Source organism: Lysinimonas soli (assembly GCF_042655435.1).
In the GTDB taxonomy this organism is placed as follows: Bacteria; Actinomycetota; Actinomycetes; order Actinomycetales; family Microbacteriaceae; genus Lysinimonas; species Lysinimonas soli.
On sequence record NZ_JBHSMG010000001.1, the window covers coordinates 41,871 to 67,347 of the forward strand.

The 25,477-nt window shown below is 64.4% G+C and carries 23 protein-coding genes; 15 read left to right on the plus strand and 8 right to left on the minus strand.

Annotated features, from left to right (window positions below):
- Nucleotides 1-51: 51 nt before the first annotated feature.
- Complete coding sequence (locus tag ACFPJ4_RS00255) at nt 52-564, minus strand: DoxX family membrane protein (protein WP_386738256.1); 513 nt, start codon at nt 562-564, stop codon at nt 52-54.
- 26 nt (nt 565-590) lie between these two features.
- Nucleotides 591-1,031, minus strand: a complete 441-nt coding sequence (locus ACFPJ4_RS00260) for a DM13 domain-containing protein (protein ID WP_386738257.1) — start codon at nt 1,029-1,031, stop codon at nt 591-593.
- Between the two features lie 173 nt (nt 1,032-1,204).
- On the opposite strand from ACFPJ4_RS00260, the gene ACFPJ4_RS00265 reads away from it, so the two are divergent.
- Together ACFPJ4_RS00265 and ACFPJ4_RS00270 are read left to right on the plus strand one after the other, a co-directional pair.
- A complete protein-coding gene (locus ACFPJ4_RS00265; protein ID WP_386738258.1) occupies nt 1,205-1,903 on the plus strand; it encodes a response regulator transcription factor in 699 nt (232 codons plus the stop codon).
- A complete protein-coding gene (locus tag ACFPJ4_RS00270) occupies nt 1,897-3,021 on the plus strand; it encodes a sensor histidine kinase (protein WP_386738259.1) in 1,125 nt (374 codons plus the stop codon). The genes ACFPJ4_RS00265 and ACFPJ4_RS00270 overlap by 7 nt, the downstream gene beginning before the upstream one ends.
- 120 nt (nt 3,022-3,141) lie before the next feature.
- On the opposite strand, the gene ACFPJ4_RS00275 is transcribed toward ACFPJ4_RS00270, so the two are convergent.
- Nucleotides 3,142-3,720: a TetR/AcrR family transcriptional regulator gene (locus ACFPJ4_RS00275; protein WP_386738260.1), complete on the minus strand. Its 579-nt coding sequence runs from the start codon at nt 3,718-3,720 to the stop codon at nt 3,142-3,144.
- A gap of 119 nt (nt 3,721-3,839) precedes the next feature.
- On the opposite strand from ACFPJ4_RS00275, the gene ACFPJ4_RS00280 reads away from it, so the two are divergent.
- Complete coding sequence (locus ACFPJ4_RS00280) at nt 3,840-4,721, plus strand: SDR family oxidoreductase (protein ID WP_386738261.1); 882 nt, start codon at nt 3,840-3,842, stop codon at nt 4,719-4,721.
- 9 nt (nt 4,722-4,730) lie between these two features.
- On the opposite strand, the gene ACFPJ4_RS00285 is transcribed toward ACFPJ4_RS00280, so the two are convergent.
- On the minus strand, nt 4,731-6,083 hold the full coding sequence (locus ACFPJ4_RS00285; RefSeq protein WP_386738262.1) for a DUF222 domain-containing protein: 1,353 nt from the start codon (nt 6,081-6,083) through the stop codon (nt 4,731-4,733).
- A 167-nt stretch (nt 6,084-6,250) separates the two neighbouring features.
- Between ACFPJ4_RS00285 and ACFPJ4_RS00290 the strand changes: the two genes are divergently transcribed.
- Nucleotides 6,251-7,177, plus strand: coding sequence for an aldo/keto reductase (locus tag ACFPJ4_RS00290; protein WP_386738264.1), 927 nt, complete (start codon nt 6,251-6,253; stop codon nt 7,175-7,177).
- Nucleotides 7,178-7,291: 114 nt separating this feature from the next.
- Here ACFPJ4_RS00290 and ACFPJ4_RS00295 read toward each other — a convergent pair whose 3' ends face one another.
- Complete coding sequence (locus tag ACFPJ4_RS00295) at nt 7,292-7,834, minus strand: YaeQ family protein (RefSeq protein ID WP_386738265.1); 543 nt, start codon at nt 7,832-7,834, stop codon at nt 7,292-7,294.
- Between the two features lie 156 nt (nt 7,835-7,990).
- Between ACFPJ4_RS00295 and ACFPJ4_RS00300 the strand changes: the two genes are divergently transcribed.
- Both ACFPJ4_RS00300 and ACFPJ4_RS00305 read left to right on the plus strand, forming a co-directional pair.
- Complete coding sequence (locus tag ACFPJ4_RS00300) at nt 7,991-9,181, plus strand: hypothetical protein (RefSeq protein WP_386738266.1); 1,191 nt, start codon at nt 7,991-7,993, stop codon at nt 9,179-9,181.
- A gap of 42 nt (nt 9,182-9,223) precedes the next feature.
- Nucleotides 9,224-9,937, plus strand: a complete 714-nt coding sequence (locus tag ACFPJ4_RS00305; protein ID WP_386739745.1) for a DUF6994 family protein — start codon at nt 9,224-9,226, stop codon at nt 9,935-9,937.
- A 9-nt stretch (nt 9,938-9,946) separates the two neighbouring features.
- Here ACFPJ4_RS00305 and ACFPJ4_RS00310 read toward each other — a convergent pair whose 3' ends face one another.
- A complete protein-coding gene (locus ACFPJ4_RS00310) occupies nt 9,947-10,663 on the minus strand; it encodes a DUF6998 domain-containing protein (RefSeq protein WP_386738267.1) in 717 nt (238 codons plus the stop codon).
- Between the two features lie 310 nt (nt 10,664-10,973).
- The gene (locus ACFPJ4_RS00315) at nt 10,974-11,576 is read right to left on the minus strand and encodes a GIY-YIG nuclease family protein (RefSeq protein ID WP_386738268.1); all 603 of its coding nucleotides are present in this window, start codon (nt 11,574-11,576) and stop codon (nt 10,974-10,976) included.
- Nucleotides 11,577-11,852: 276 nt separating this feature from the next.
- Here ACFPJ4_RS00315 and ACFPJ4_RS00320 point away from each other — a divergent pair, with 276 nt between their 5' ends.
- From ACFPJ4_RS00320 to ACFPJ4_RS00340, 5 genes are all read left to right on the plus strand, one after another.
- Entirely contained in the window at nt 11,853-14,939 is a 3,087-nt protein-coding gene (locus ACFPJ4_RS00320) for a BPTD_3080 family restriction endonuclease (protein ID WP_386739746.1), read from the plus strand.
- A complete protein-coding gene (locus ACFPJ4_RS00325) occupies nt 14,939-17,596 on the plus strand; it encodes a site-specific DNA-methyltransferase (RefSeq protein ID WP_386738269.1) in 2,658 nt (885 codons plus the stop codon). Before ACFPJ4_RS00320 ends, ACFPJ4_RS00325 begins: the two co-directional genes overlap by 1 nt.
- 9 nt (nt 17,597-17,605) lie before the next feature.
- A complete protein-coding gene (locus ACFPJ4_RS00330) occupies nt 17,606-20,395 on the plus strand; it encodes an ATP-dependent helicase (RefSeq protein ID WP_386738271.1) in 2,790 nt (929 codons plus the stop codon).
- A 143-nt stretch (nt 20,396-20,538) separates the two neighbouring features.
- Nucleotides 20,539-21,042, plus strand: a complete 504-nt coding sequence (locus ACFPJ4_RS00335) for a DUF6932 family protein (RefSeq protein ID WP_386738272.1) — start codon at nt 20,539-20,541, stop codon at nt 21,040-21,042.
- A complete protein-coding gene (locus ACFPJ4_RS00340; protein ID WP_386738273.1) occupies nt 21,036-21,932 on the plus strand; it encodes a hypothetical protein in 897 nt (298 codons plus the stop codon). Before ACFPJ4_RS00335 ends, ACFPJ4_RS00340 begins: the two co-directional genes overlap by 7 nt.
- 40 nt (nt 21,933-21,972) lie before the next feature.
- On the opposite strand, the gene ACFPJ4_RS00345 is transcribed toward ACFPJ4_RS00340, so the two are convergent.
- Nucleotides 21,973-22,926, minus strand: coding sequence for a hypothetical protein (locus tag ACFPJ4_RS00345; RefSeq protein WP_386738274.1), 954 nt, complete (start codon nt 22,924-22,926; stop codon nt 21,973-21,975).
- Nucleotides 22,927-23,087: 161 nt separating this feature from the next.
- Between ACFPJ4_RS00345 and ACFPJ4_RS00350 the strand changes: the two genes are divergently transcribed.
- From ACFPJ4_RS00350 to ACFPJ4_RS00365, 4 genes are all read left to right on the plus strand, one after another.
- Entirely contained in the window at nt 23,088-23,531 is a 444-nt protein-coding gene (locus tag ACFPJ4_RS00350; protein WP_386738275.1) for a nuclease-related domain-containing protein, read from the plus strand.
- 40 nt (nt 23,532-23,571) lie between these two features.
- On the plus strand, nt 23,572-24,033 hold the full coding sequence (locus tag ACFPJ4_RS00355; protein WP_386738276.1) for a helix-turn-helix domain-containing protein: 462 nt from the start codon (nt 23,572-23,574) through the stop codon (nt 24,031-24,033).
- Nucleotides 24,030-24,380 (plus strand): HepT-like ribonuclease domain-containing protein, encoded by a 351-nt coding sequence (locus ACFPJ4_RS00360; protein ID WP_386738277.1) that lies wholly within the window; start codon nt 24,030-24,032, stop codon nt 24,378-24,380. The genes ACFPJ4_RS00355 and ACFPJ4_RS00360 overlap by 4 nt, the downstream gene beginning before the upstream one ends.
- A gap of 61 nt (nt 24,381-24,441) precedes the next feature.
- Entirely contained in the window at nt 24,442-25,464 is a 1,023-nt protein-coding gene (locus ACFPJ4_RS00365) for an isopenicillin N synthase family dioxygenase (RefSeq protein ID WP_386738278.1), read from the plus strand.
- The last annotated feature ends 13 nt before the right edge of the window (nt 25,465-25,477 follow it).

The window sequence follows — 25,477 nt, forward strand, 5'->3', positions numbered from 1 at the left end:
CGACGACGTCCTCTCGGAAGGGGCGGTGTGCACCTCGGTGCAGCACCGAGGCTAACGAGAACGGTCGTTGGCCGCGTCCCCCGGTGTACCCCGCGACGTTCTGATCGACCTGATCGACGACGTCGAGGTCCTACGGCCGAAGAGCGGGCGCAGGATGAGCGACGTCACCGAGTAGCGGGATGCCGCGGGTGCGAACGCGGCGACGGCCACCGAGAGAGCCATCATGATCGGGTACTGGGTGATCAGCTGGTCGGCGAACCAGTAGTTGCAGAGTTCGGCCACCGAGACGAGCGCGACCGGGAGGGTCAGGATGCCGAGCACGAGCGCCACCCCGAGGGCGGTCTCCACGAGCGGCACCGCGAACCCGAACAGGTCGGGGACCCGGCCGAGGGCGTTTGCGGTGAAGAACCTGTAGAAGTCCGGAACCCGCGGGTTCTGGGCCGTCGACTGCACGACGAGAAGGATGTCGGCCCTGCCGAATCCGGCGTGATATTTCAGGACGCCCTCGTTGATCCACAATGCACCGAGCGCGACCCGGGCGAGGGTGGCGACGATCGCCGCCACCCTCGCCCCTCTCATCGAGGCCGCCATCACGACAGCGGCGCGGCACCGAAGACGGCGAGGGCCTTGTCGCAGTGCTCGACGAGGTCCGTGTACTTCGAGGCGTCCACACCGGAGGGAAGGGTGAAGGTCTGTGTGGGCTTGTCCCACGCCACGGTCGCGATCTCGATCCCGGCTGTGGTGTCGGATTCGCTGGTCCCGTTGGCGAGGTAGAGGTGAAGGTCGGGTCCCTGATCGGAGGAGAAGCCGGTCAGCGTGATCGTGTCGCCGGTGATGGTCACGGTTCCCGAGGCCTTCTTGCCGTTGAGCCCGGCGAAGGTTCCGGTGAGGTTCACCGTGGAGTTCGCCGCGGCGGTCGAGGAGTCGGCCGAGCCGGCCGCCGGAGCGCTGGACGGGCTGCTGCAGCCCGCAAGGGCCGAGACCAGGGCGATTGCGATGGCGCCGGTGGCGAGAAGGGTCTTGGTACGCATGAGGAAGATGTCCTGTTCTGGTGTCGTCTGGCTGCCGCGGCTGCGGCGACAACCGCAAGACAATCAACCGGAGCGGGGCCGCCGGCCGAAACTTTCAACGACGTAATCGCACATTTCAGAGCCGTAATATCCATCCGCGGAATCGATCGGGGTTCGCGTCTACGCTCGAAGTCATGCGCGCCGGAGCCCGGATCATGGTCATCGAGGATGACGCCACCGTGCGCACGGTCGTTGCCGATCATCTTCGTGCCGCGGGATGCGAAATCGCGCAGTATGCGGATGGCGCGAGCGCCCTCGCCGCTGTTCGGGCACGGATCCCGGACCTGATGATCCTCGATCGCATGCTGCCCGTGCTGGACGGGGACGAGGTGTGCCGCCAGGTGCGGGCGTTCTCCGACGTGCCGATCATCATGTTGACCGCGCTCGACAGTGTCGACGACCGAATCGCCGGCCTCGAGGACGGCGCGGACGACTATCTCTCCAAACCGTTCTCCCTGCGCGAGCTGCAACTGCGGGTCAACGCCCAGCTGCGTCGCGCAACGGCGGCAACAGCCCCCCTGGAGTTCACGGCCGGCCGCTTTCGCGTCGACCCCGCCCATCGCCGCGTCTGGGTGGGAGGGCGGGAAGTGGCACTCACGGCCCGCGAGTACGAGCTGTTCCTCTACCTGGTCCGCAACGCCGAGCGCGTCGTCAGCCGCGAGGAGATCCTTCGCGAGGTGTGGCAGTGGGCGTTCGGTGACGAATCCACCGTCACGGTCCACGTGCGAAGGCTCCGCGAGAAGATCGAGACCGACCCCCGTTTCCCGTGCTTCCTCACCACCGAGTGGGGTGCCGGGTACCGGCTGACCGTCGCGGAAGGTGTCCGATGCTGAACGCATCCGAACTGGTCCTCGTCGCGGTGACCACCCTGACAACGACCGCCGTGGTGGCGACCTTGACTTTCGTGCTGCTGCGCGTGCTGCACCGGGCGGGTGCTGCGGCCAAGCTGGCCATGGTGCTCAGCGGTGCCGTGATCTCCATCGCCGCGTCGACGGTCGCCGTCGCGCTCGAGATGTACCTCTCCGGCCACGATGTGATCGTGCTCGCCTGGGTGATCGGAATCTCCGCCGTCATGAGCACCGCAGCGGCATGGCTGATCGCCCGCTCGGCCGTGAGGTCATCGGTCGCCACCCTCGTCGCGTCCACCCGCCGAGTGGGCCACGGCGACGTCGTGGAACCGTCGACCACCGGTCTGCCCGAACTCGACGCTGTCTCGGCGGAGCTGGCCGAAAGCTCCCAGCGCCTGGCCGAGGCGCGCGCCCAGGTGGCCGAGCTCGACAACGCACGCACGCAGTTGTTCGCGTGGATCTCGCACGATCTGCGAACCCCCCTCGCCGGGATGCGCGCCATGGCCGAGGCGATCGAGGAAGGCACGGCAGGCGACCCCGATGAGTACATCCGCCTGATCCGCGCGAAGATCGACACGGTCACCCAGATGGTCGGCGACCTCTTCGAGCTCTCGAGACTCCAGAGCGGCACTCTCGAACTGCATCCCGAACCCGTCATCCTTCTCGACCTGGTCTCTGACGCAGTGTCAGACGTGCACGCCATCGCCTCCTCGCGCGGGATCGCGATCGCACAAGACGGCGTCGATGGCCACATCATCTGGGCCGACGCGAGAGAACTCACCCGCGCGATCGGAAACCTGCTGGCCAACGGGGTGCGACACGCGCCCGACCACAGCACCATCCTGATCCGCGCCGACACCCTCGAGAACGACCAGCTCATCCTCAGCGTCATCGACCAGGGCGAAGGCGTGACGGCCGAGAACCTGGGTCACATGTTCGACGTCGGGTGGCGGGCGGACGCCTCCCGCACGACCCACACCGGCGGAGCGGGGCTGGGTCTCGCCATCGTGCGCGGCATCGTCGAAGCCCACGGCGGTCATGTGCAAGCGCGACGCACGGATGAGGGGTTCCAACTCGACCTCATCCTCCCCGCAGCCGGCTAGGGTTCTGCTCCAGCAACCGCCGATTCGTCACCCGGACCCGCGCCGCAGCCTCGCCACCGGCGTCGCCGCGATCCCTGCATCCCCCCGCCGGCCTCGCCCCGCCGGCCGCACGGCAACCCCTTACTGCAACCCCGCGCTCGCCTCCCGCAGCTGCTCGAGCTCCTCCAGTGCCAGCCGCGCGAACTCCTCCGAGGTCGCGCGGTCGCCCTCCAGCCAGCGGGTGAAGCCGCGCCCGAAGGCGAGCACGCCCAGTCCGCCGGCGACGGTCGCGGTCGGTTCCGGCACCCCGCGGCTCACGAGGGAGCCCGTGATCGCCGCGGCGAGGCCGAGGCTCTTCGCGGCATCCCGTTGCTGCAGTTCGGCGCTGGCCGCGATGACCGCCCGCACCTTCGGGCCGAGCTCGCGGTTGACCGGGCCGAGCGCCGTCGACATCTTGACGAGACCCGCGGCGACCGCCTCCATCGCGGTGGCGCCGGCGGGCGCCTCGGCGACCCCCTCGGTGAGCAGCCGGCTCAGGGTCTCTTGCCCGGCGGCCAGCACCTCGCGCTTGTCGGAGAAGTAGCGGAAGAAGGTGCTGCGCGTGACCCCGGCACGCTCGGCGATCTGCGCCACGGTGGTGTCGTCGTAGCCGTGCTCGGTGAAGAGGTCGACGGCGGCGAGCACGAGGCGTTCGCGCGCGCCCTCTTCCCATCGACCCATGCGATCAGTCTAGGTGATGCGACACGTGTCTCATCAGGATGCTATGGTGATGAGACACGAGTCCCATCACTCAGGCAACGGCCTCGACACGCGACCGTCCGACATCGAAAGAAGCACCCATGCACGTCTTCATCACCGGCGGCAGTGGCTGCATCGGCTCCGCCGTCGTTCCCGAACTGCTGGCTCACGGTCACAGCGTTCTGGCGCTGGCCCGCTCCGACGCATCCGCCTCGGCGCTCGAGGCTGCGGGCGCGCAGACGATCCGCGGCAGCCTGACCGAGCTGGATGCCATCCGTGAGGGCGTCGCGCAGGCCGAGGGCGTCATCCATCTGGCGTTCGGCAACGACTTCAGCAGCGCCGAGGCCCTCGCCGGCAACATCGCCGACGAGACCGCCGCCGTGACGACCACCGCCGCCGAGCTGGTGGGCAGCGACCGCCCGTTCGTCGTCGTCTCTGGCACCCCGCTCGCCCAGGGCCGGCCGTCGACGGAGGAGGATCCGCTTCCGCTCGAAGGCCCGGTGGCGGGGCGCGGCGTGACGCTCACCGAGGTGCTCGGGATGGCATCCCAGGGTCTGCGTGTCAGTGCGGTGCGCCTGCCGCGCACGGTCCACAGCGACGGGGACGGCGGATTCGCCGGCCTGCTGACCCGGATCGCGCGCCAGAGCGGCGTCTCGGGGTACATCGGCGACGGGTCGCAGCGCTGGCCCGCGGTGCACGCGGCCGATGCCGCGGTGCTCTTCCGCCTCGCGCTCGAGCAGGCGCCCGCCGGCACCTCGTGGCACGCGGTCGCCGACGAGGGCGATGCGGTGCGCGACATCGCCGAGGTGATCGGACGGCGGCTGGGCGTGCCGGTGCAGTCGGTGCCGCCTGAGACCTACGGCCCGCTCGGCCCGGTCTTCGCCGCCGATCAGCCCGCGTCGAGCGCCCTCACGCGCGCCCGGCTGGGCTGGCAGCCGACGCATCCGAGCCTGCTCGAGGATCTGGAGAGCATCCAGCCCTGAGCCGCGGCGTCATCCCGCGAGGAGTTCTCGCAGAGCGAGGCTCTTGCTCGCCAACAACCGTGGGGTGTCATCGGGCGCATCGGGCGGGGGAATCAGCCAGTACTCGGAGCGCGCCGGCCCGCGACGCTCGATCTCCCAATGATGGTCGTGCAGCAGCAGGTGATGGTGCTTGCACAAGAGGATTCCGTCGGCGATGTCGGTGCGGCCGCCATCGCGCGCCCAGTGCTCGATGTGGTGGGCCTCGCACCAGGACGGTGGGCGCTCGCAGCCGGCCCAGCGGCATCCACCGTCGCGTTCGGCGAGGGCGATGCGCTGGCGGAGGGTGAAGAGGCGCTGCTCGCGGCCGACGTCGAGCGGCTGGCCGTGCTTGTCGAAGACGACGGTCACGGTGCCCTGGGTGCACGCGAGGCGCTCGACGGTCTCGATCGAGACCGGCTGCTGGGTGCGCTGCAGGCGGCCGTGACCCGAGCGGGCGATCAGCTGCTTCTCGGTGATCGTGACGCGCACCGCGGGGGCCCCGTGCCCAAGCAGACGGGAGGGCTCGACCTCCGCCCCGGCGGTGACCAACTCGAAGAACACATCGGACGCGAGCTGTTCGGTGGTGCCCGGATCGTCGACGATGCGCTGCGCCCGTTCGGAGTCGCTCACGAAACGCGGCCCGCCACGCCGCGGCGAGGTGGCTCGATCGTAGATCTCGTTGACGACGGACCCCTCGATCGGGTCGAGCTGCCAGACGATGCGCACGCTGCCGTCGCGCAGCCGCTGCAGCCGCAACTCACGCGCCTGCCTGGCCGCGCGTTCGCGGTCGACGATGCCGGCGGCATCCAACTCGTCGCGTGCCTCGCGAGCGAGGACGAACAGGCGATCTGCGTCGACGTCGGCAGACTCGGCGAGCAGTCGTTCGGCGACGTCGGCGAGCGCCCCGCTCGAGACGTCGTCACTGGGCGCCCCGAGCCCGGCGCGGATCGAATCGGCCGCGTCGGTCGACAGCTGCTGATCGGCGACCGCGCGCGCGACCGAGCCGAGCCAGGGATGGGTCTCGGCGAGCCCACCGATGCGCACGGCTGCCGCCGCCTCGCGAGAGGTGACGCCGGTCGTCGCCTGGATCAGCTTCTGCGGCGTGCGGTGCCCGCTCTTCTGTGCCATGCCGTCATGGCCGAGCTCGGGCGCCGAACGCCGCACCAGCTCACCGGCGAGCAGAGCGGAATGCGCACGCGCGAGGCGTTCATTCCGGGCCGACGCCGCGATGAGTTCGAGCAGCTGCGCGTCGCTCGCGTGCCCCAGATCTTGCACCCGGACGGCCTCGAGGGCACGCGCCGCAGCGGCGAGGTGCGCCGCGAGCTGCTGATCGAGGGGGGCCATGCATCCATTTTCCCGGATCGAACACACATTCGAAAGTAGAAGATCTTTGGATTCTGACGGCTGTGGAGGAAGGGATGCGCCGCACGCGCCCCAGCATCCGCTGAGAGCCGCCTCCCGATGGCAGTCCTCGCGAATCGACGGCGCGAGATGGCAGGCATCATGGACCCATGAAGATCTTCACGCCACCGCAGACCGCCCTGAACGCTTCCGACGTCATCCTCGGCCTGATGCGCATCTCCGAGCTCGACGACGAGCAGATCCGCACCCTCGTCGGCGCGGCCCGAGACGCGGGCATCAACTACTTCGATCATGCCGATGTCTACGGCGGCGATCACGGATGCGAGCGCCGCTTCGGCGACGCGATCACGTTCAGCCCGGCCGAGCGCGAGTCGGTGATCATTCAGAGCAAGGTGGGCATTCGCGACGGCTTCTGGGATTTCTCGAAGGAGCACATCCTCGAATCGGTCGATGAGAGCCTGGCCGCCCTGCGAATGGACTACCTCGACGTGATCCTGCTGCACCGTCCCGACACCCTGATGGAGCCGGACGAGATCGCCGCCGCCTTCGATGAGCTCGAGACGGCCGGCAAGGTGCGCAACTTCGGCGTCTCGAATCAGACTCCCGGCCAGGTGGAGCTGCTGAAGCGCTCCGTGCGTCAGCCGCTGGCCTTCAACCAGGTGCAGCTCAGCATCACGCACGCCCCGATGCTCGCGCAGGGCGTGGCCGCCAACATGGCGGGGCTCGACCAGTCGATCGACCGGGACAACGGCATCCTCGACTACGCCCGCCTGCACGACATGACGCTGCAGGCGTGGTCGCCGTTCCAGAAGGGATTCTTCGACGGCGTCTTCATCGGCGACCGCGAGAACTACGCCGAGCTGAACGACGCGCTCGACGAGATCGCGGCCGCGCACGGCGTCACCCCCACCGGCATCGCGGTGGCCTGGATCACGCGGCACCCGGCCCGGATGCAGGTGGTGCTCGGCACCACCAAGCCCGAGCGCGTGGCCGAGTCGGCGGCGGGGTCGGATGTCGTGCTCTCGCGCGAGGAGTGGTACCGGCTCTTCACGGCGGCCGGGCACCTGCTGCCGTAGCCGCGCCGGTACGATCGGCGACCGAGGGGGACATGATGTTCCCGTGACTGACCCGCGTCGTGGTCACGCTCGGTCATCGAAAAGACGTCTACGACGCCTGAGTCGACCGGGCGCTCACCCCAACTCATGCACGTGGATGGCGCTGCTCACCGACGTCCCGTTGATGTCCAGGTAGAGCTGCCCATCCGTCCGCGTCACCGTCATCACATTGCGCCGCTCGAGCGCCGCGACCGCGGCATCCACGAAGCCCGGGTCGAAGCTTTGCACGGTGATCTGCTCGAGCTGATGGATGCGCTTGCCGGCCCACGCCGCGATCACCTTCTCGGGATCGCGGTGCGTGTAGACCGTCGTGCGGTCGGCCAGCTTGCTGCCGTAGTGCAGCCGGTCTGCGTCGGGGGCGCCCACCTCGATCCACGTGGTCAGCCTGCCGGTGAGGTCGCGGACGAGCACGGCCGGCTCGGTCGCCGTCGACGAGATCCCCTCGCTGAACGCGATCCCCGCCACATATTCGAGGCAGTACGCGAGCACGCGCGTCATCATGTACGCGTCGGTCTCGGAGGGATGCCGCGCGGCCCGCAGCGTGACCTCTTCGTAGACGCCGCGATCGACATCGGCGAGCTGCACGGCGAAGTTGTACATCACTGCGCCGGTTGCCATGGGGGTGAGCTTATGGTGCGGGAGCTGGTCGAGTAGCGCGAAGTGCGTATCGAGACTCCGGATGCTGCGCGCCCCTGGCATGGAACGGTCGCCGCTCCGCAATCGACCTTCTGTCATGATGACTCGACGGATGGCGGACTCGATGCGGAGAGATTCTTGACCGAGTTGGATGACTCAACCCCGCTGAGCAGGGGTGTTCTCGACCCACCCGAGGTCACTCTTGTCGCCGAGCTCCCCGGCGCGAACGCTGATCAGGAAATCGACAAAGCTGTCCGCGGCCGTCGAGGGGTTGCTCGCAAATACGTGAAGTGGGTTCGTCGGCGCAATCCCACGGCGACCCCGGCCCAGGTCATCACGATCCTCGAACGTCACTACGTGACCGCGATCAGCACAGCAGGCGGGGCGATCACGGTGGGGACCATCGCGGCCGAGATCGGCATCGCGATGATCCCGGTCGTCGGGCCGGCGGCCGCAGGAGGAAAGGCGATCGCGAAGGAAGCTGCGAAGTCCGTCGCACTGAGCGGCGCGAAGATCGCGTCGCAGCGAGCCGTATCTTTGTTGCCTGCTGGCGACCAGCAACTTCAGTTCGAGATCACAGCGATCTTCGCGCTCGCTCTCGCCGAGATCCACGGGATGGATCTCGATCAGAATCAGGCCCATGCCCTCGTCTACGGTTTGTCGAACGATCGAGTCAGCCAGGTCCAGATCGCAACGATGGCGAAAGACCTGGCTCGGTCCTCCGACTCAGAGGTCGTTAGTATCGGCCACAAGATCGCCAGCGGGAGCAACGACTGGGCTCACTGGGCGAATACCCTCGCTGATTCACTTCCCGGGGGAGCCGCGCAAACCCTCGTGCGGGGCGTACAGACGGGCGTTCTCGAGGACGTTCGTGGAACGCTCGGAAGCAAGCAGCAGAAGGCAGTCGAGTACGGGGTCGGAGCTGTGGTGGGCGGCGTCACCCGATTCGCTTTCGGCCGACAGGTGGTCGACGCCTCGCGAACAGCCTTCGCGGAGGCCCCGAACGAGTTCCCTGAACACCTGACCGTCAAAACGGAACTCAGGGCCCAGAAGAAGGACGCTCAGCCGAATCGCGCTCTTGAGGCTCTTCAAGATGCGGGTAACAAGGTCAGTGCAGGGCTGGCCACAGGGGCCTCGGCGGTGGGTGCAGGTGTCGCGACAGCTGCCGGCGTCGCCTCCCGCCCGTTCCGGAGTGTCGATCTCGACGGCGACGGGATTCCCGACGAGGCCCAGGCGCTCACAGCGGCGAAGAGCGTTGGTCACGGGATCACCCGCGTTGCTCGAGGGCTCAAGGCGAAGCTGGCGCGCGGCGACAAGCCGAAGAGCTGAGCGGCTGTTGTGACCGGGCGCGACCGTAGGGCCCCCATCGATGTGACCTTTGACGTTAGGACCGACGCAGGGGCAGGCGATCCTGACACTACGAGTGCGACCCTCCGTCGTTACCACCAGCTGCTGTGGAGCAAGGAGCTTCCGATTGGAGGTCGCTTCGACTTGGTCACCACGAAAACCAGGACCTACTTGCACCACAGTTCGGGCCTCGGCGAGTTCTTTCCCACGAGTGACACGGTCATTCCTGGATTCTTCCGATACAAGCGGATGACTCACATCATCGATCAGCTCTCGCGGCGAGAGATCGACCGATTCCTCGTCGCCAATCACACCATCGGCGCAATGATGATCTTCCCGGGCGATCGTCGGCCCGGTGTCGTCACGATCAACGGCGCGCGAGGATTCAATCCGAACATCGCCGATCGATTCGACTTCACCGTCGAAGCGATCAGGAGGCACTACCTAGATCTGCCCAGCCCTCTGTCGAGCACCATCGCCGCCTACGGCGACTTCTTCCGCCTGTTCGTCGACTTTCGTGGCTATGCCGATTTCTTTCTCTTGCAGGACATGATCTCGACAAGCTACGAATCGGTCCGGCTCTTTAATCCCTTCGAGGACTTCGGCGTCACGTCCCCGCTCCCGAGGACCGTCCAGGAGTGGAGGTCATATCGAGACCGAGCGCTCCATTTCATAAAGCTTCGCAACCGCCGAATCGACGCATGGGTGCGAGCCAACATCGCGGCCTCGAAGGTGTGAAGAAGGTCCTTACATCGTTCCTGGTAAGCCCAGCATCTCGTGCCATGCCTCGTCGAAACGTGCCGTGAGATCCACGCCTAGAGACCGCCGCCGGATCTGCCCGATTCGCAGGACGGTGCCGTTGGTGTGTTCGCGGTACTTGCCGACCTCTTGAACCTCCGCCGCGGACAGTTCCATTGCAGTTTCGACCCTTCCGGACTCGTCGTTCACGAGCAGAAAGACGGCGGCGTCGAAACGAAACGAGCGAAGGGGCGAGAACGCCGCGGTCGGGCGGGTGTCAGATCGAATCACTCGCACCTTGACCTGGATCCGGCGGCCGTCCTCGGCGACAAGGTCGTATGACTTCTCGGAGTTGGGAGCGAGGAGACCGTCGTAGACGATCGCGGCGCAGTACTCTGCGAGGTCTCCGATCGGCGCGTTGTTCGTTCGGACCATTCCCCGAGCCCGCAAGGACGCGAGGACATGACGATAGGTCGTCAAGAGCTCGCCGATCGACAAACCGGGCAGTGGGTCGCCGTCCGCGACCGCGAGGACGATTTCATCGTCAGCGGCCTCAAGGGCGAACCGGCCCCTCAGCTCCCGTACCTGACTCGGAGAAAGCAGCCAAGGTTGCCCGTGCTCGACAACGGAGCGCCAGTTCTGTTTCCTCATCCATGCCCGGATGCTCTTTGGTGATACGGCCAGTTCGTCAGCGAGTTCGCGAACCGAAATAGAGGCGGGATTCACAAGCGCCACCCTAAGGCTGGCCGCCGTCCGTCGGCGCCTTGTTGCGGCCGAGTTAGTTCGAGTTCATCCCGTGCGCGCGACTGTCGAGGGCCAGCTTCCAGAACGATTCGCGGAGGAGAACGGCCTCGGCCTTCGTCTTGGGATCGAAGATCTCGAGGATTGAGTACTGAAAGTTGTCAATGATGTGCTCACTACCGAGGTCGATTCTCAGCCTTTCGAGTTCCTGGTTGCCGCCGGTCAGATTTCGGAGATGTGCGTATCCGGACCATCTCTGCCATAGCCCGCTTGCTTCACCCGATGCGGACCCAACCTAGACGTGCCCATCGCTGAGGTCGGTGATCACGTAGACACCTTTCACGCGGGAGAGGGCGTCCTTCCAACTGGGTTCCTCGTTCGCGATGATGCGTTGAAGATCCCGGTGGCGAAGCCTAACGTTCTGATATCCAGGAAATGTGCCGAGCTTCACGTCGGGCGCCAGTTCGTACACCTCAGGGCGGAGGCTGCTTTCTTGCAGCTTGTCGTATTTCCTCAGATACAGGTCGCGACCAACTGGCTTGTTGAGTTTGATGATGAGCCGCTTGATGTAGTCGGAGTACTGCTCCATTGGCTCCAGCCCATAGCCGACTCCGCCCAACACCTCGGGCACGATTGTGCTGACACGAAATGGTCCGCCGTAAATGAAGTACTGAGGGCCGTAGGGGTAGTACTGGGCGAAAGCCATGAGATATCTGGCGTTGCCGAGGTTGTTGTTCTGATGCCGCTCGCGATGGCGGCTCATGTTGAGCCACTCTTCCGGATCATCGGCCAGCAGAAGGTCCCAGGCCGCTGCACCCTCTCGACCCGCCCTAATGTTGAATTTCACTTTCGTCAGAGCTGGTTCGGGGGCAGGCATGAAATCGGTGAATGTGATCAACTTTGCTGCCTAAGCGCGAAGGCATGTCGAACCTACCTAACCCTCCGGCGCGCATTGGCTCTTCAGTAGAATCACCCAGTCAGCCTCTGTAGCTCGATGGAAGAGCAGTTCCGGTTAAGGAAAGGGTTGAGGTTCGAATCCCTCCCGCGGCCCGGCAAAGGACTTGCGGGATCTCCAGCTTCAGTTGACGTGGTTTCTATTGATGTCTCGACGTTCCGCCAAGATAAGAGAACTTCACCGTTGGTGATTGAACGCGATCGGCGAAAGGGTTGCTCGATGTCGATGGACGCTCTCGCCGATCCGGTGATCAACTCTCCGTACGATGAGCCGACTCGCCATTTTGCGCTCGACGAGCAGGGTCGGCCTACGGGCACGATCACCGAATCACGGCGCGCGAGCGAGTTCTTCGTCCCGATTCCAAAGCCCAAGAAAGGCGGCCAGAAGGCCGCAGCGCCGACTCTCGATTTCGGCAGTCTGACTGACGAACGCGTCACGAAGAACGACACGATCGATCAGCTCCGCGACGCGCTTCGCACTTGGCGCCTACAGGAATACCCGGGCGCAACGGCGATCAGCCGCAAGCTCCTGCTGTACTGGTCTGCCAAGGATCGCGAGGATCGCATCCTCTTCGCACAACGAGAGGCGGCCGAGACCGCGATCTATCTCGCGGAAATCGCCGGCCGCGACAAGTACGAGAGCCGGGTCACGATCGACTGGCGTGAGACGCTCTCGCAAGCCAATGCCGAGCACAACGCAGGGCTCCCTCGTGTGGCTCTCAAGATGGCGACGGGTGCCGGCAAGACCATCGTCATGTCAATGCTGATCGCCTGGCAGACACTCAACAAGGTCGCTTCCCCCCAGGACTCCCGGTTCGTGAAGCGGTTTCTCATCGTGACGCCGGGTATCACGATCAAGGATCGCCTCCGCGTCCTGCAGCCGACCGAGCCGCGCGATATCAACTATTACGACGTACGTGGGGTGGTGCCGCAGGATCTTCGCGTCCAGCTCAATCAGGCCGAGATCCACATCGTCAACTACCACCAGTTCCAGCCGCGCACGACTGCGCAGGGGAAGGGGATCAGCGCGAACACTCGCAAGCTCCTCCTCCAGGGTCGACCTGATCAAGGCGCCTTTTCCGAGACACCCCAAATGGTCATCACCCGAGTGCTCGACAAGCTGGGTAGGGACAAGGGGGAGATCGTCGTCTTCAACGACGAGGCCCACCACTGCTACCAGCCCAAGACGATGGATGAGAAGGAGACTGCCGAGGAGAAGGAGGCCAACGAGGACGCCCGGGTCTGGTTCAAAGGACTCGTCGACCTCCGCAGGTTCGGCAACAAGAACAAGGACGGAGTCAAGACCGTTTACGACCTCTCGGCGACGCCGTTCTACCTCTCCGGCACGGGTTACGGTGCGGGCACGATCTTCCCGTGGGTTGTCAGCGACTTCGGGCTGATGGACGCCATCGAATCGGGGATCGTGAAGGTGCCGCGCCTTCCCGTCGACGACAACGCTCAGGGCAAGGAAGTCACCTACCTGCACCTCTACGACGCCCTCCAGTCCGACGACAACTGGCCGCGCAACGCCCGTGCGGCGGCGCTCATAGAACCCGGTTGGAAGAACATCCCCGGCATCCTTCAGGGTGCGCTCGAGTCGCTCTACGCGAGCTACGAGAAGTCCTACGTCGAGTGGGAGCAAGGACTACGGGATCTAGGCGAGCCGCCGCCTGTGATGATCGTGGTCACCGCAAACACCTCAGTCTCCAAGCTCATCTACGAGTGGATCGCCGGCCACGAAGTTGAACGCGAGGGCGCCACACGCCAGATCGCCGGCAACCTTCGGCTGTTCAGCAACGTTGTCGACGACCACCCAGTCGCGATCCCCCGAACGATCATCGTCGATTCCCGCCAGCTCGAGTCGGGCTCGACGATGAAGGACGATTTCAAGAAGGCCGCAGCCGATGAGATCGCGGCGTTTAAGCAGGCCTACCGCCGCTCGAACCCTGGGGCTGACGTTGACCAGCTCGATGACTCCGATTTGCTTCGCGAAGTCATGAACACGGTCGGCAAGAAGGGAATGCTCGGCGCAGAGGTCCGCTGCGTGGTCTCAGTCGCGATGCTCACCGAAGGGTGGGACGCGAACACGGTCACCCACATCCTCGGGGTGCGCGCCTTCGGCTCGCAGTTGCTCTGCGAGCAGGTCATCGGCCGCGGGCTCCGCCGGCGCAGCTACGCACCCGACGACCGCGGATTCTTCCCCGCGGAATACGCCAACGTCTACGGCATCCCCTTCTCGTTCATCCCGAGCGACGTCACCGGGCCGCCGCCGACCGCGCCCGAGCCGAGCATCCGCGTTAAGGCTCTCGACGAGCGCCGGCATCTCCGAATCGAGTTCCCTCGTGTCACCGGATATCGGATGGAGTGGCCAGAGTCGCCGATCGATTTCGATCTCGAGAACACAAAGTCGTTCACGCTCAACGGTGAGACGGTTCCCAGCCGTGTTGAAATCGAGGGCATCGTCGGCGCATCTGAGACGATCCGGGCGATCGAAGATGCTCGTCCGCGATCGATCGCTTTCGCGATCTCGAAGCGGATCATGGACACCTACGTCAACATCGATGACAACTGGCGCCCCTGGGTCTTCCCCCAGTTGGTCGCAGCCGTCGGGCAATGGATTGCGCATCGCGTTCACGTGGAGCCGGGCTTCTCGCTCGGGCACCTGCGCATCGCGGAACTGCAGCAGAAGGCGGCCGAGCACGTGTGGCATGCAGTGCAGCAGATCACCGGCGACGAGTCCGGCTCGCCGCTCATTCGCCCGATCCTTAACGTGGGCAACCCCATTGGTAGCACCGACGAGGTCTTCTTCGATACTCGCAAGAAGGTATGGGAGACAACGAACTCGCACGTCTCGCACGTGACGCTTGACGGCAAGGATGGCAACTCCTGGGAACGGCGGGTCGCGCAGGTGTGCGACGCCCTCGCAGCCGAAGGCACCATAGATAGCTATGTGAAGAACGACCACCTCGGACTGACGATCCCGTACGTCCACAAGGGAAGGCGGCACGAGTACTGGCCCGACTTCGTTGTCCACTTCGACGACGACCGCTACCTCATCGTCGAGGTCTCCGGCAGCCAGAAGAGCCCCGGGCCGACGATTGAGAAGGCGCGGACGGCACGCGACTCGTGGTGCGCGAGTGTCAACAACCACGGTGCCTTCGGGCGCTGGGGCTACCTCGAACTCGGCAAAGCAGGCGTCGAGAACGCGGATTACGAGATCCGCCAGGCGCTCGACCAGCATCGCGCCGGCGCGCCCATCATCGGCGACCCCGACCTCCTGTCCCACTTCATCACCGAGGGAGCCTAATGGCCCGCGTTGCCAAGCCGAAGGGCCCGACCGAGGTCACGGCCTACGACCACGAGGAAACTCGCCGGAACATCCCGACAGCGGATGCAGCCGCAGCCTTCTACGACGAGACCAGGGATGTGCTGCCCCCGCTCCGGTACGCTCGCAACCCGGACCTTGACCCGCAACTTGTCTGGAAGGGTAAAGACGAGCAGGACGGGGATGACCTCATCGTCGACGCACCGCCCATCTACATCCAGGAGAAGATCGCGCCGCAGGTCCTCATCGAGAATCTTCGGCGTGAGACTTCCGGGCGCGGAGGCGTGACTGGAACCCTCGACGCCCCGTCGCTCTTCGACTTCGAAGACTTCGACACGCTCGACGACCTGAGCCAGGTGGAGTTTTACCAGCACGAGGAGTCTTGGAAGAACCGGATGATCCTCGGCGACTCGCTTCAGGTCATGGGCTCGCTGGCGGAACGCGAGGCACTCCGCGGGAAAGTCCAAATGATCTACATCGACCCGCCGTACGGAATCAAGTTTGGTTCAAACTGGCAGGCGCGCACGAACAAGCGGGACGTGCGGGACGGCAATCTCCAGGATGCCGCTCGAGAAGCCGAGCAAATCCGTGCGTTCCGCGATACTTGGGAGCTCGGCATCCATTCCTACCTGAGTTACCTCCGCGACCGACTTCAACTGGCGCGAGATCTCCTGACGGATTCTGGCAGTGTCTTTGTGCAAATCGGTGACGAAAACGTCCATCTCGTGCGAAGCGTGATGGATGAGGTGTTGGGCGCCGAGAACTTCGTCAGCCAAATCGTTCTCAAAACCACAAGCGGGGCCGGAAGCCCCTCTGGCGGAACGCTGACATTGGCCGGAGTCAACGACTATGCACTCTGGTTCGCCAAGGATCGAGGCCGTGTTAAGTATCGACAACTGTTTGCCGACAAGTCTGAATCGTCGAGCGCCGCTCTTTATCGACGAGTCCTGCTGACTGATGGATCCGAGCGTCTCGCAACTTCGGAAGAAATGGCGGATCCAGCGCTCCTGCCCACGGGAGCCCGCCTGTTTCGGCCCGACAATCTGACAAGCCAAAGCTCGCCCGACTCGGCCACCTACCCGGTAGAAATCAATGGAAGGAACATAACGCCTGGCAAAGGCGGCTGGAAAACGAATCCCTCGGGGATGGCAAAGCTGAAACTGGCAGGGAGGCTCTACGAGACGCGAAATCATTCGCTTCAGTACGTGCGCTTCATGGATGACTTTCCAGCGATGCCGTTGAACAACGTCTGGACGGATGTCGGGACCGGCTCGTTCACCGAGGACAAGGTCTACGTCGTCCAGACAAACACCAAGATTGTTCAAAGATGTGTGCTGATGACGACGGACCCGGGCGACCTGGTGCTCGACCCGACCTGCGGGTCCGGCACCACGGCACACGTAGCGGAAGCATGGGGACGCCGTTGGATCACCATTGACACATCGCGAGTCTCGCTCGCGCTGGCGCGACAGCGGATTATGGGTGCTCGGTACAGCTATTACCTTCTCCGGGACAGCGATGAGGGGAGACGGGCTGACCGGCTCCCGCCGGCGCCGACTTTCGGCGACGTGCGCCAGGGCTTTCTGTATCAGCGGGTACCGCACGTGATGTTGAAGTCGATTGCGAATAACCCCGACATCCGAGCGGGAATGACTCGCGACCAGATCGACGCCGCGATCAAGCTGCATGCCGATTTCGAATTTCTCTACGACCAGCCGCTGGAGGACAAGAGCAAGGTGCGGGTCGCCGGTCCGTTCACGGTCGAGTCGCTCTCTCCGCACCGCAGCGTCTCGTTCGAACACGCAGACGATCTCCGCCCGGGCGCGGTCGATGCGGAGCAGCCTTCCTTTGATCAGTCGATCCTCGCCAACTTGCGCGCTGCGGGCATCCAGAACGGACGCAAGTCCGAACGGCTCGAGTTCGGATCCATCGACGACTACCCCGGGGTGTACGTCCAGGCGATTGGTACTCAGAAAGACACGGACGATCAACCGATCGCGATCTCGATTGGCCCGCAGTACGGCACGGTGTCGGCAGCCTTTATCAAGTCGGCTGCGAGGGAGGCCATCGAGACCGGAGCCCCGCTCGTCGCGGTCCTCGGCTTCGCTTTCGATCCGCAGCTCGGTGTCGAGACGGACGAGGAGGGCTTCGCGGTCGTCGCGGGCGTACACGATCTCGGCCGTATCAAGGTGCTTGTCGTCCGGATGAACGTCGACCTGCTGATGGGCGAGGAGCTGAAGAAGACCGGGTCAGGCAATCTGTTCACTGTCTTCGGCGAGCCGGATCTGGCGATCGAGCGGAGTGGCGACCAGTGGACCGTGAAGGTGAGCGGTGTCGACGTGTACGACCCAACATCAGGTGAGGTGCGGTCGAACTCAACGGCCGAGATCGCGCTATGGATGGTCGACACCGACTACGACGGTGAATCTTTTTTCGTCCGTCATGCCTACTTCCTCGGCGACAATGACCCATATAAGTCGCTCAAGACTGCCCTCAAAGCAGAGATTGACGCGGAGGCATGGCAGACGCTTTACCGCTCGACCTCGGTGCCATTCGACACCCCCGCTTCGGGACGCATCGCGGTGAAGGTGATCAATGATTACGGTGACGAGGTCATGAAGGTGCTCGAGGTCAGATAGGCGGCGCGCATGTCGATGTACACGGTGGCTCAGCAGGCCGCGATCGAGGAGCTGGATGCACCGCTACAACTAATCGCGTGCGCCGGCTCCGGCAAGACGCAGGTGATCTCTCAGCGCATATCGCGCATTCTCGGGCGTCCCGACGTCGCGCCCGGAAACATTGTGGCTTTCACATTCACAGAGAAGGCAGCGGCGGAGCTGAAGGAGCGTATCCACCGGATCGTGCGCGAGGAGCACGGTGACGTGACGGGCCTCGCAGAGATGTACATCGGCACGATGCACGGATACGCATTGAACCTTTTGCAAACGTATGTGCCCGAGGCTTTCAAGTACGGGGTGCTGACCGATGTGACTCAGCGACTTCTGATCGACCGTGAGAGCACGAAGTCGGGGCTGACGACTTGCCCGACGACCGCACCTAGCCGGCCGACGCTCTGGAGATACGTCGACTCGAAGCTGTACATGCAGGTTCTCTCGATCTTGCAGGAGGATCAGGTCGACTTCGACCTCGTTCCCGAGGGCGTCAGCGACAGCCTCCAGTCGTACGTTGAGCTTCTGACACGTCGTAAGTACTTCGACTACACCGCGATGATCGCGAACGCGGTCGCGTTTCTAGAATCCGATCCCGACGACGATGACTTGACCATCCCGGAGCGCGAGCTACTCCGTCATATTCGTACCGATATCAAGTACGTCGTCGTCGACGAGTACCAGGACGTGAACCCACTCCAGGAGAAGCTCATCGCGGGACTGGTCCGGTGGGGCGCAAATCTGTGCGTGGTCGGCGACGACGATCAGACGATCTACCAGTGGCGGGGGTCCGAGGTGTCGAATATCTTGACCTTTGCGAACCGTCACGAGGCCGTGCGCACGATTGAACTTTCTGACAACTTCCGGTCGTCGAAGGGCATTGTTCGGCTCGGCCGGACCATCGCGGAATGGCTGCCAGACGCCGAGCGGCTACCAAAGGCGATGGAGTACGCGTCGCACCAGCAATGGGCGCTCGGCGACATCCTCGCCCTCGAGTTTCAGGACCCTGACGCAGAGGCGAATTGGATCGCCGATCGCATTCATGCGCTGAGAGGGATGCCGTTCACGGATACACCCGACGCCTCGCCGCGAGGGCTGTCGTGGTCTGACTGCGCCGTGCTGTTCCGCACCGTCAAGGATGCCGAGCCGCTCGTCGACGAGCTCCGACGGCGAGGGGTTCCGTACATCATCAAAGGGCTTGCGCGCCTCTTCGAGGCTCCGGAGATCCAGGCCTTGGTCGGCATGTTCCGATTCATGGTGGGCGAGATTACGGAGGCGGACCTTGTCGGCTTTTTTGACACCGCGGATCTGCTCGCGGACAAGAATCTGCTTCGTCGCGGGATCCGAATCCTGACGGAAGGCGCCAACTTTGACCGCGGCGGCCGCTGGGGCACTTACAACATCCAGCGTCTTTACCTGGACGTGCTCGAGGCGCTCGATGTCAACGAGGCGACCATCCCTGGCGCTCCCGCCCGGGCCGAGCTTGTGATGTATCAGCTCGGTAAGTTCTCGCAGGCAATCTCGGACTTTGAGGCGATCTACTTTGCCTCAGATCCGGCCCGCAAATACGAGGCCTTCGTCCGATTCCTGACCGACGAGCGCCAAGCGCCCTCCTACTACGAGGAAGCGGACGACGACTCCGGATATGCGACGCCCGACGCTGTCACCATTACGACAGTGCATCGTTCCAAGGGAATGCAGTGGCCAGCAGTCTTCGTTCCCTGCCTGCGGAAGAACCGTTTCCCGATGCGGACTATGGGGGGCATCAATCCATTCCACGTCATCCCTGTCGAGGCCGTCCCGAATGGAGCCCGCTACAGAGGTGGGCTGTCCGAAGAGACTCGCCTCTTCTATGTGGCGGTAACTCGCGCGCAGAAGTACCTGGCGCTTTCCTGGGCGCCGATCGCGGCGAACCAACAGGCGCGCCGGCAGTCCGACTTCTTCCGCGATATTTCTGGATCCGATTGGGTCGTGACAGCCGACCCTGGGCTACCAGATCGAGAACGCCTGGAACCCTCCCCTAAGTCCGAGACTCCCGCGATCACGATCTCGTTCTCGGAGCTCAAGTACCTGCTCGAGTGCCCGTATTCGTTCAAGCTCCGCTTCATGTATGGGTTCAATCCGCCCATTCATGAGGCCCTTGGATATGGCAAGGGCCTCCACGATGCGCTCGCCGAGATGCACAAACGTGCGCTCGCTGGTGACCTCCCCTCGAAGGCGGAGGTGGTAGATCTGGTCGATCGTCACCTCCACACTCCGTACGCGTATCCCGCGCTTCGCGAGCAGCTGCATGCTGCCGCGGTGAAAGCGCTAGATCGCTACTTCGACGAGCACGGCGAGGATCTGACCCGTACGGAACATTCCGAGAAGCAGATCGAGGTCGTAGTCGCTCCGGGAGTCACCATCGACGGTCGCATCGATTTGATCAAACGACTTGAGACGGATGAGATCGCGATCGTCGATTTCAAATCGACGGAGGACGCGCAGAAGACCTCGATGACCCGAGACCAGCTCAGCGTGTATGCCCTTGGTTATGAGGAACTGACCGGCCATTCAGCCGACCGGATTCAGGTCTTGAATCTGGACGACAAAGGCGATCATCTGAATGAGGCCGTTAGCCCTGCGCTGCTGGCAGCGATTCAGTCGAAAATAGAGATTGTCGCGTCCGACATTCGGGGCAATCACTTCGCGTGCGGACACGATCACTCGCGAGACACGGCTTATAACGACCTGGCCTGGCTTGCTACGGGAGCGCCTGCGGAAGCCTGACGAGCGTCTGGCAATCTCGAGCGCGTCGCAGCTCCGAAATTGGCAAAGCATCTTCGTGCTTGGGGTACGCATCCCCGCTTGTGGGGGATTGTCACCATCGGTGCGATGTGGGAGCCTGCGGCGAGCGCGCTGGGAGCTAACCAATGGACGATCGCATATTTTCGATGGACGGGTGGCTAGTTCCTGGCCGCCACGAAGTCGAGATGGACGACATCTTTGAGGAGTTCGCTCCTGCAAGTGATAACCGTCGCGTGGAGATCTGGAAGGCGCTCGAGATCCTCCGTTCTGTGTGCAATGAGTACTTCGAAGGCGGGGTGCTGCTCCTCGCCGGAAGTTTTGTCTCGCGCGCAGCAGGTCCGGTGTTTCTCCCGACCATCGCAATAGTTCCCGAGAATCAAAGCGACCTGACGAATTGGTCCGACGCGATGGAAGAGCGCTTCATGGGCTTCCTCTCGTTACACGACATCATCGTCGGCGCCTTAGGCCCCACTTATGTCCCAGTGCTCCATCCTCTGTCTGGATGCATCGAGGTTCTGTACTGTGAGCCTCAAGACGCTGACCAGCTGGTCTTGTGGATGGGCACGGTAACGATGTCGTCGGGCGAGGATATTGTCGGGGCCCGCGGAGTCCTGGAGGTGGCGTGGTGATCCTCGAAGATATCGACGCGGCCATCGCAACCAAGGACCTGGCCAGCCGTGCTGGACGACTCGCTCGAAACTCACTGTTGGTGCTGCGGGAGCGCTGGGCCCCGACGATGCCGCCGCTTCGCGTGGAGCTTGGCGAGAGCCGCCGTCTGAGCGCATCCGAGCTGGCGCGCATCACGCAGGCGGTCCAGGATGCCACGGCCAAAATCGCCATGCTGATCATCCGTCCCAGCAAGGATCAAATTCGGGTGACGCAGTCGGCGCGAGAGCGTGCAGAGTTGATTCCGCGTTCGCAATCGGGAAATGTGATGTATTTCGACTTCCCAGCGAACGTCGTCTCGGGCGCGGATACCCCTCTTCCGATGGGCCCAATACCCCACCTCGCAGAGCAGGCTGTGCGCGAGTTGATCGAGAACATGCCCGAGACGACTCAGGATCAGCGAGCACTTAGCCTCCTGCCGAGTCGACGACTCGCGATCCGATCGGCCGTCAGTACCTTGGCCGGAGCCGTCAAGTCGACGAGCAGCCTGACCTTGACGCTTGCAAATCATCAGGGTGAGTTCGATACATCCGTTCTTACGGTTGACCAGGCACGCGAAGTGCCGGATCTTCTGTCTGCGACCTCGGTGGAGACCGAAGTGTTCTCCGTCGACGGAGTAATGGATGGCATGCGTACTCGTCGAAGGCTCTTTTACCTGATCGAGAGCGAGGCCACTGGAGGCCGAGAGTTCGAAGGGTCTGTGAGCCTTGATCAACTCGATGACCTCCAACGGGCCATGGGCCATCCCGTCACAGCGCGCATTCGCAGGACCGTAAACGTTCGTGCCGACGGCGCTCGAACTCAGCCCAGCTACAACCTCGTCGACTTCACGGTCCCGCAGACTCTCGCTTAGTTATCGGTGATGAAACGCGGGTGCACAGTGGCAGGCGCGGTTAGCGCGACCCGAGGCGATCGAGTTGCAGGAGTGTTTCCTCAACGGCGGCGATGTTCGCCGGCACGGCAATTGGTTCGGCAAGCCGGACCGGAGAGTGGGGACTGACGGCCGCGATGCAACTCGCGAACACTCGGTCTGCTGTCACAAAAACATCACTCTCCGGGAGGTAGGTCGCAATCTGGTTATCGACTGGGGTTCCAGCGTTCGTGGCCCGCGTCGACTGCACGTGACCAAATGCCCAGCGCAGCCAGTTGAGTGGCACGCGTTCCTGGTCTACATCGCGCATCCAAAACGTGGCCCAGTCGCTGCGATCAATTTCGTCGACCTTTAGCCAGGCAGCCAGCCAGTCGTTGTCTGGACCCCTTTGCGAGAGCGCTGCGAACCATCGGTTCATCGCCTCACCACGCCAGGACTCGAATGGATCGCCCGCCCACCCCGTTTCTTCGACATACAGACGCGCCGACTGAACGAAATCGATGCGCTCGAAGGTTCGACCGTCTTGCATTGCCTCACTCCGCGCGCGGCGCGTATCAGCTTGGGCTCGCGCCGTCCTCCCTTCGGACAGCTCCTCGTGGACGCGGGCCGCCTCATCCGGGGTTTGTCGGACGAAGTCCCACCACTTGCCCTGCCAATCAAGCTTGTTACGGTTCCAGTCGCGCAAACGAGGCAATGGGTCAATCCATTGGGGACGAAGGCGCGCGACTTCCTGCTGCACCTCTGTTGCCTCTTTGTAGGCCTCCGGCATCAGCCGGACCCATGCCGAGCTTGTCATGGCGGTGATGCGTCGATGCTTCGCATCGAGATCCGGCTTGGTAGTCGGACGTGCTTGTAGCGCCTCGATAACGATCGCGGGCGGCATTACGATGTCCACGCGTTGGCTCCAAGCCTCGAGCCGCAGCTCGTCGACCGAGTTTGCCTCGACCAAGTAGGTCCAGATGTTGTTGTCCAGCATCAAGCGAGGAGCCACCGTCCGATTCTTGCGATGGTTGTCGCCGCGAATCAAGTTGCCCTTTGTCGACCGTCAGAGTGAATGGAGACGCGACAGCTTCTTCGCCGATTAGCGTCGAACCATGGCCACCACCCTGCTTTCGTGTCGCAGCAGTGGGCGTCCGCGTGCTGCATGATCGCCGCATCCCGGGATCGAAGGCGAACATCGACCACATCGCCATCGGGCCGCGCGGGGTGTTCGTCATCGATGCGAAGCACTACAAAGGCGGGCCGACGCTGCGCACGAGTGGCGGGCTGTTCTCGCCGCGGGTCGAGAAGCTCATGATCGGATCGCGTGACCACACCGCGCTGGTCGCCGGCGTCCACAAGCAGGTGCGCCTGGTCCACGCCGCGCTCGAGAGTGCTGGCTTCGCGCACATCCCGACGTTCGGGATGCTGTGCTTCATCGAGGCGGAGTGGCCGCTGCTCGGTGGCGACTTCGTGATCGGCGGCGTCGAGGTGCTCTGGCCGCGCAAGGCGGTCGCGCGCGTGATGAGCCCGGGCTCGCTCGGGGGCGACGAGGTCGAAGCGGTGTTCCGCTCGCTGGCTGTAGCCTTCCCGCCCGCCTGAGCCACCGGTGGCGTTGATATCGCCGCGCTATCATGGCGGCATGACGATCACGCCCATCGCAGACGCGCTACGGAAGCGCCGGCTGAATGCCGGCCTCTCGCAGCGAGTGCTTGCGCTGCGCTCGGGCGTGCCTCAGCCGAATATCGCCGCGTACGAGAGCGGGCGCCGCATCCCATCGGCCACCACACTCGACCGCCTTGCCGCCGTTCTGGACGTGCCCACCTTGGATAGGCTCCGCGCCGCGAGGGTGCCGATCGTCGAGGCCGCGCTCGGCCGGCGGCTCAGCGACGTGCGGGTGTTCGGGTCGGTGGCACGCGGACAGGCCGGCTCCGGCTCCGACGTCGATCTGCTCGTGCACCCGGCTCCGGATGCGTCGGTCTTCGACCTGGCCGGCTTCATGTCCGAAATCGAGCAGTTGCTCGGCGTCAGCGTGGACGTGGTGTCAGACCGCGGCATCGGGCCGGTGATGGATCGGATCCGCGCGGAGGCCGTGCCATTGTGACCGACGAGCTCGGGGCCGACGAGCTCGACCGCACTCCCGCGATCCTCTCCGACATCGCCCGCTTCGCCACCAGCGCACGCCGGGTCGTGAACCGCGGTCACGAAGCCTTCACCGACCCGGATGATGACGACCAGCGTCGCATCGCGCGGTCCCTGATCGTCGACCTCTCGGCCGCCGCCGGCCGGTTGCCCGAGTCGTTCCGCGAGCAGCATCCCGAGGTCGACTGGCGTGGCATCCGGGCTGCACGCAAGTTCATCGCTCACGACTATGACGGCACCGATGAGGAGATCCTGTGGCAGGCGATCGCGGTGCAGTTCCCGGCGATCGCCGCGGCGCTCCTCGCCTGAGTCTGCGCAGCCTGGCGTAACCTCCCGGCACCCACCGCGCCGGTCTTGGCAGACTCGACTCATGCCCCTCACCTCCCTCCCGATCCTCGACATCTCCGAACTCGACGCCGGCGCCGCCGAGGCGGCGGCGTTCCGTGAGCAGCTGCGCCAGGTGACGCACGACGTCGGGTTCTTCTACCTGGTCGGGCACGGCATCCCGCAGCGGCTCATCGACGAGGTGCTCGACGTGTCGCGGCGGTTCTTCGAGCTGCCCGAGGCCGACAAGCTCGCGATCGAGAACATCCACTCGCCGCAGTTCCGCGGCTACACCCGCGTCGGCAAAGAACTCACCAACGGCGACGTCGACTGGCGCGAGCAGATCGACATCGGCGAAGAGCGGCCGACGCGCGAGGTGGATGCCGCGGCCCCCGACTTCTGGAGGCTCGAGGGTCCCAACCTCTGGCCGGCCGCGCTGCCCGAGCTCGAGCTCGCGATCACTGAGTGGAGGGCCCAGCTGGGCGCCCTCGCGCTCAAGCTGCTGCGCACCTGGGCCGTCGCGCTCGGCGCGCCCGAGGACGTGTTCGATGCGGCCTTCGCCGATCGTCCCTTCTCGCTGATCAAGATCGTGCGCTACCCGGGCACGAGCGATGCGGATGCCCCGGAGGCCGCGCAGGGCGTCGGCGCGCACCGTGACGGGGGAGTGCTCACGCTGCTGCTCGTCGAACCGGGCAAGGGCGGGCTCCAGGTGGAGCACGAGGGCGACTGGATCGACGCGCCGTCCCTCCCCGGAGCCTTCGTCGTCAACATCGGCGAGATGCTCGAGCTGGCCACCGACGGCTACCTCAAGGCCACCCTGCACCGCGTGCAGTCGCCGGCGATCGGCACCGACCGCATCTCGATCCCGTTCTTCTTCAACCCCGCCCTCGACGCCCGGATGCCGCGGATCGAGCTCGACCCCGCCCTCGCGCGCGAGCGTCGCGGGTTGTCGGTCGACCCCACCGACGCGCCGATCCTCGAGACCTATGGAGACAACGTGCTGCGCTACCGGCTGCGCGCCCACCCGAACGTGGCGGCGATCCACCACGCCGAGCTGCTGAACGGCTGACCCGGCCGCGCCG

Excerpts from the sequence above, each read along its gene's own strand:
- ACFPJ4_RS00260 (WP_386738257.1), bottom strand. The coding sequence starts at position 1,031 with ATGCGTACCAAGACCCTTCTCGCCACCGGCGCCATCGCAATCGCCCTG.
- ACFPJ4_RS00265 (WP_386738258.1), top strand. The coding sequence starts at position 1,205 with ATGCGCGCCGGAGCCCGGATCATGGTCATCGAGGATGACGCCACCGTG.
- ACFPJ4_RS00270 (WP_386738259.1), top strand. The coding sequence starts at position 1,897 with ATGCTGAACGCATCCGAACTGGTCCTCGTCGCGGTGACCACCCTGACA.
- ACFPJ4_RS00275 (WP_386738260.1), bottom strand. The coding sequence starts at position 3,720 with ATGGGTCGATGGGAAGAGGGCGCGCGCGAACGCCTCGTGCTCGCCGCC.
- ACFPJ4_RS00280 (WP_386738261.1), top strand. The coding sequence starts at position 3,840 with ATGCACGTCTTCATCACCGGCGGCAGTGGCTGCATCGGCTCCGCCGTC.
- ACFPJ4_RS00285 (WP_386738262.1), bottom strand. The coding sequence starts at position 6,083 with ATGGCCCCCCTCGATCAGCAGCTCGCGGCGCACCTCGCCGCTGCGGCG.
- ACFPJ4_RS00290 (WP_386738264.1), top strand. The coding sequence starts at position 6,251 with ATGAAGATCTTCACGCCACCGCAGACCGCCCTGAACGCTTCCGACGTC.
- ACFPJ4_RS00295 (WP_386738265.1), bottom strand. The coding sequence starts at position 7,834 with ATGGCAACCGGCGCAGTGATGTACAACTTCGCCGTGCAGCTCGCCGAT.
- ACFPJ4_RS00320 (WP_386739746.1), top strand. The coding sequence starts at position 11,853 with ATGTCGATGGACGCTCTCGCCGATCCGGTGATCAACTCTCCGTACGAT.
- ACFPJ4_RS00325 (WP_386738269.1), top strand. The coding sequence starts at position 14,939 with ATGGCCCGCGTTGCCAAGCCGAAGGGCCCGACCGAGGTCACGGCCTAC.
- ACFPJ4_RS00330 (WP_386738271.1), top strand. The coding sequence starts at position 17,606 with ATGTCGATGTACACGGTGGCTCAGCAGGCCGCGATCGAGGAGCTGGAT.
- ACFPJ4_RS00335 (WP_386738272.1), top strand. The coding sequence starts at position 20,539 with ATGGACGATCGCATATTTTCGATGGACGGGTGGCTAGTTCCTGGCCGC.
- ACFPJ4_RS00345 (WP_386738274.1), bottom strand. The coding sequence starts at position 22,926 with ATGCTGGACAACAACATCTGGACCTACTTGGTCGAGGCAAACTCGGTC.
- ACFPJ4_RS00355 (WP_386738276.1), top strand. The coding sequence starts at position 23,572 with ATGACGATCACGCCCATCGCAGACGCGCTACGGAAGCGCCGGCTGAAT.
- ACFPJ4_RS00365 (WP_386738278.1), top strand. The coding sequence starts at position 24,442 with ATGCCCCTCACCTCCCTCCCGATCCTCGACATCTCCGAACTCGACGCC.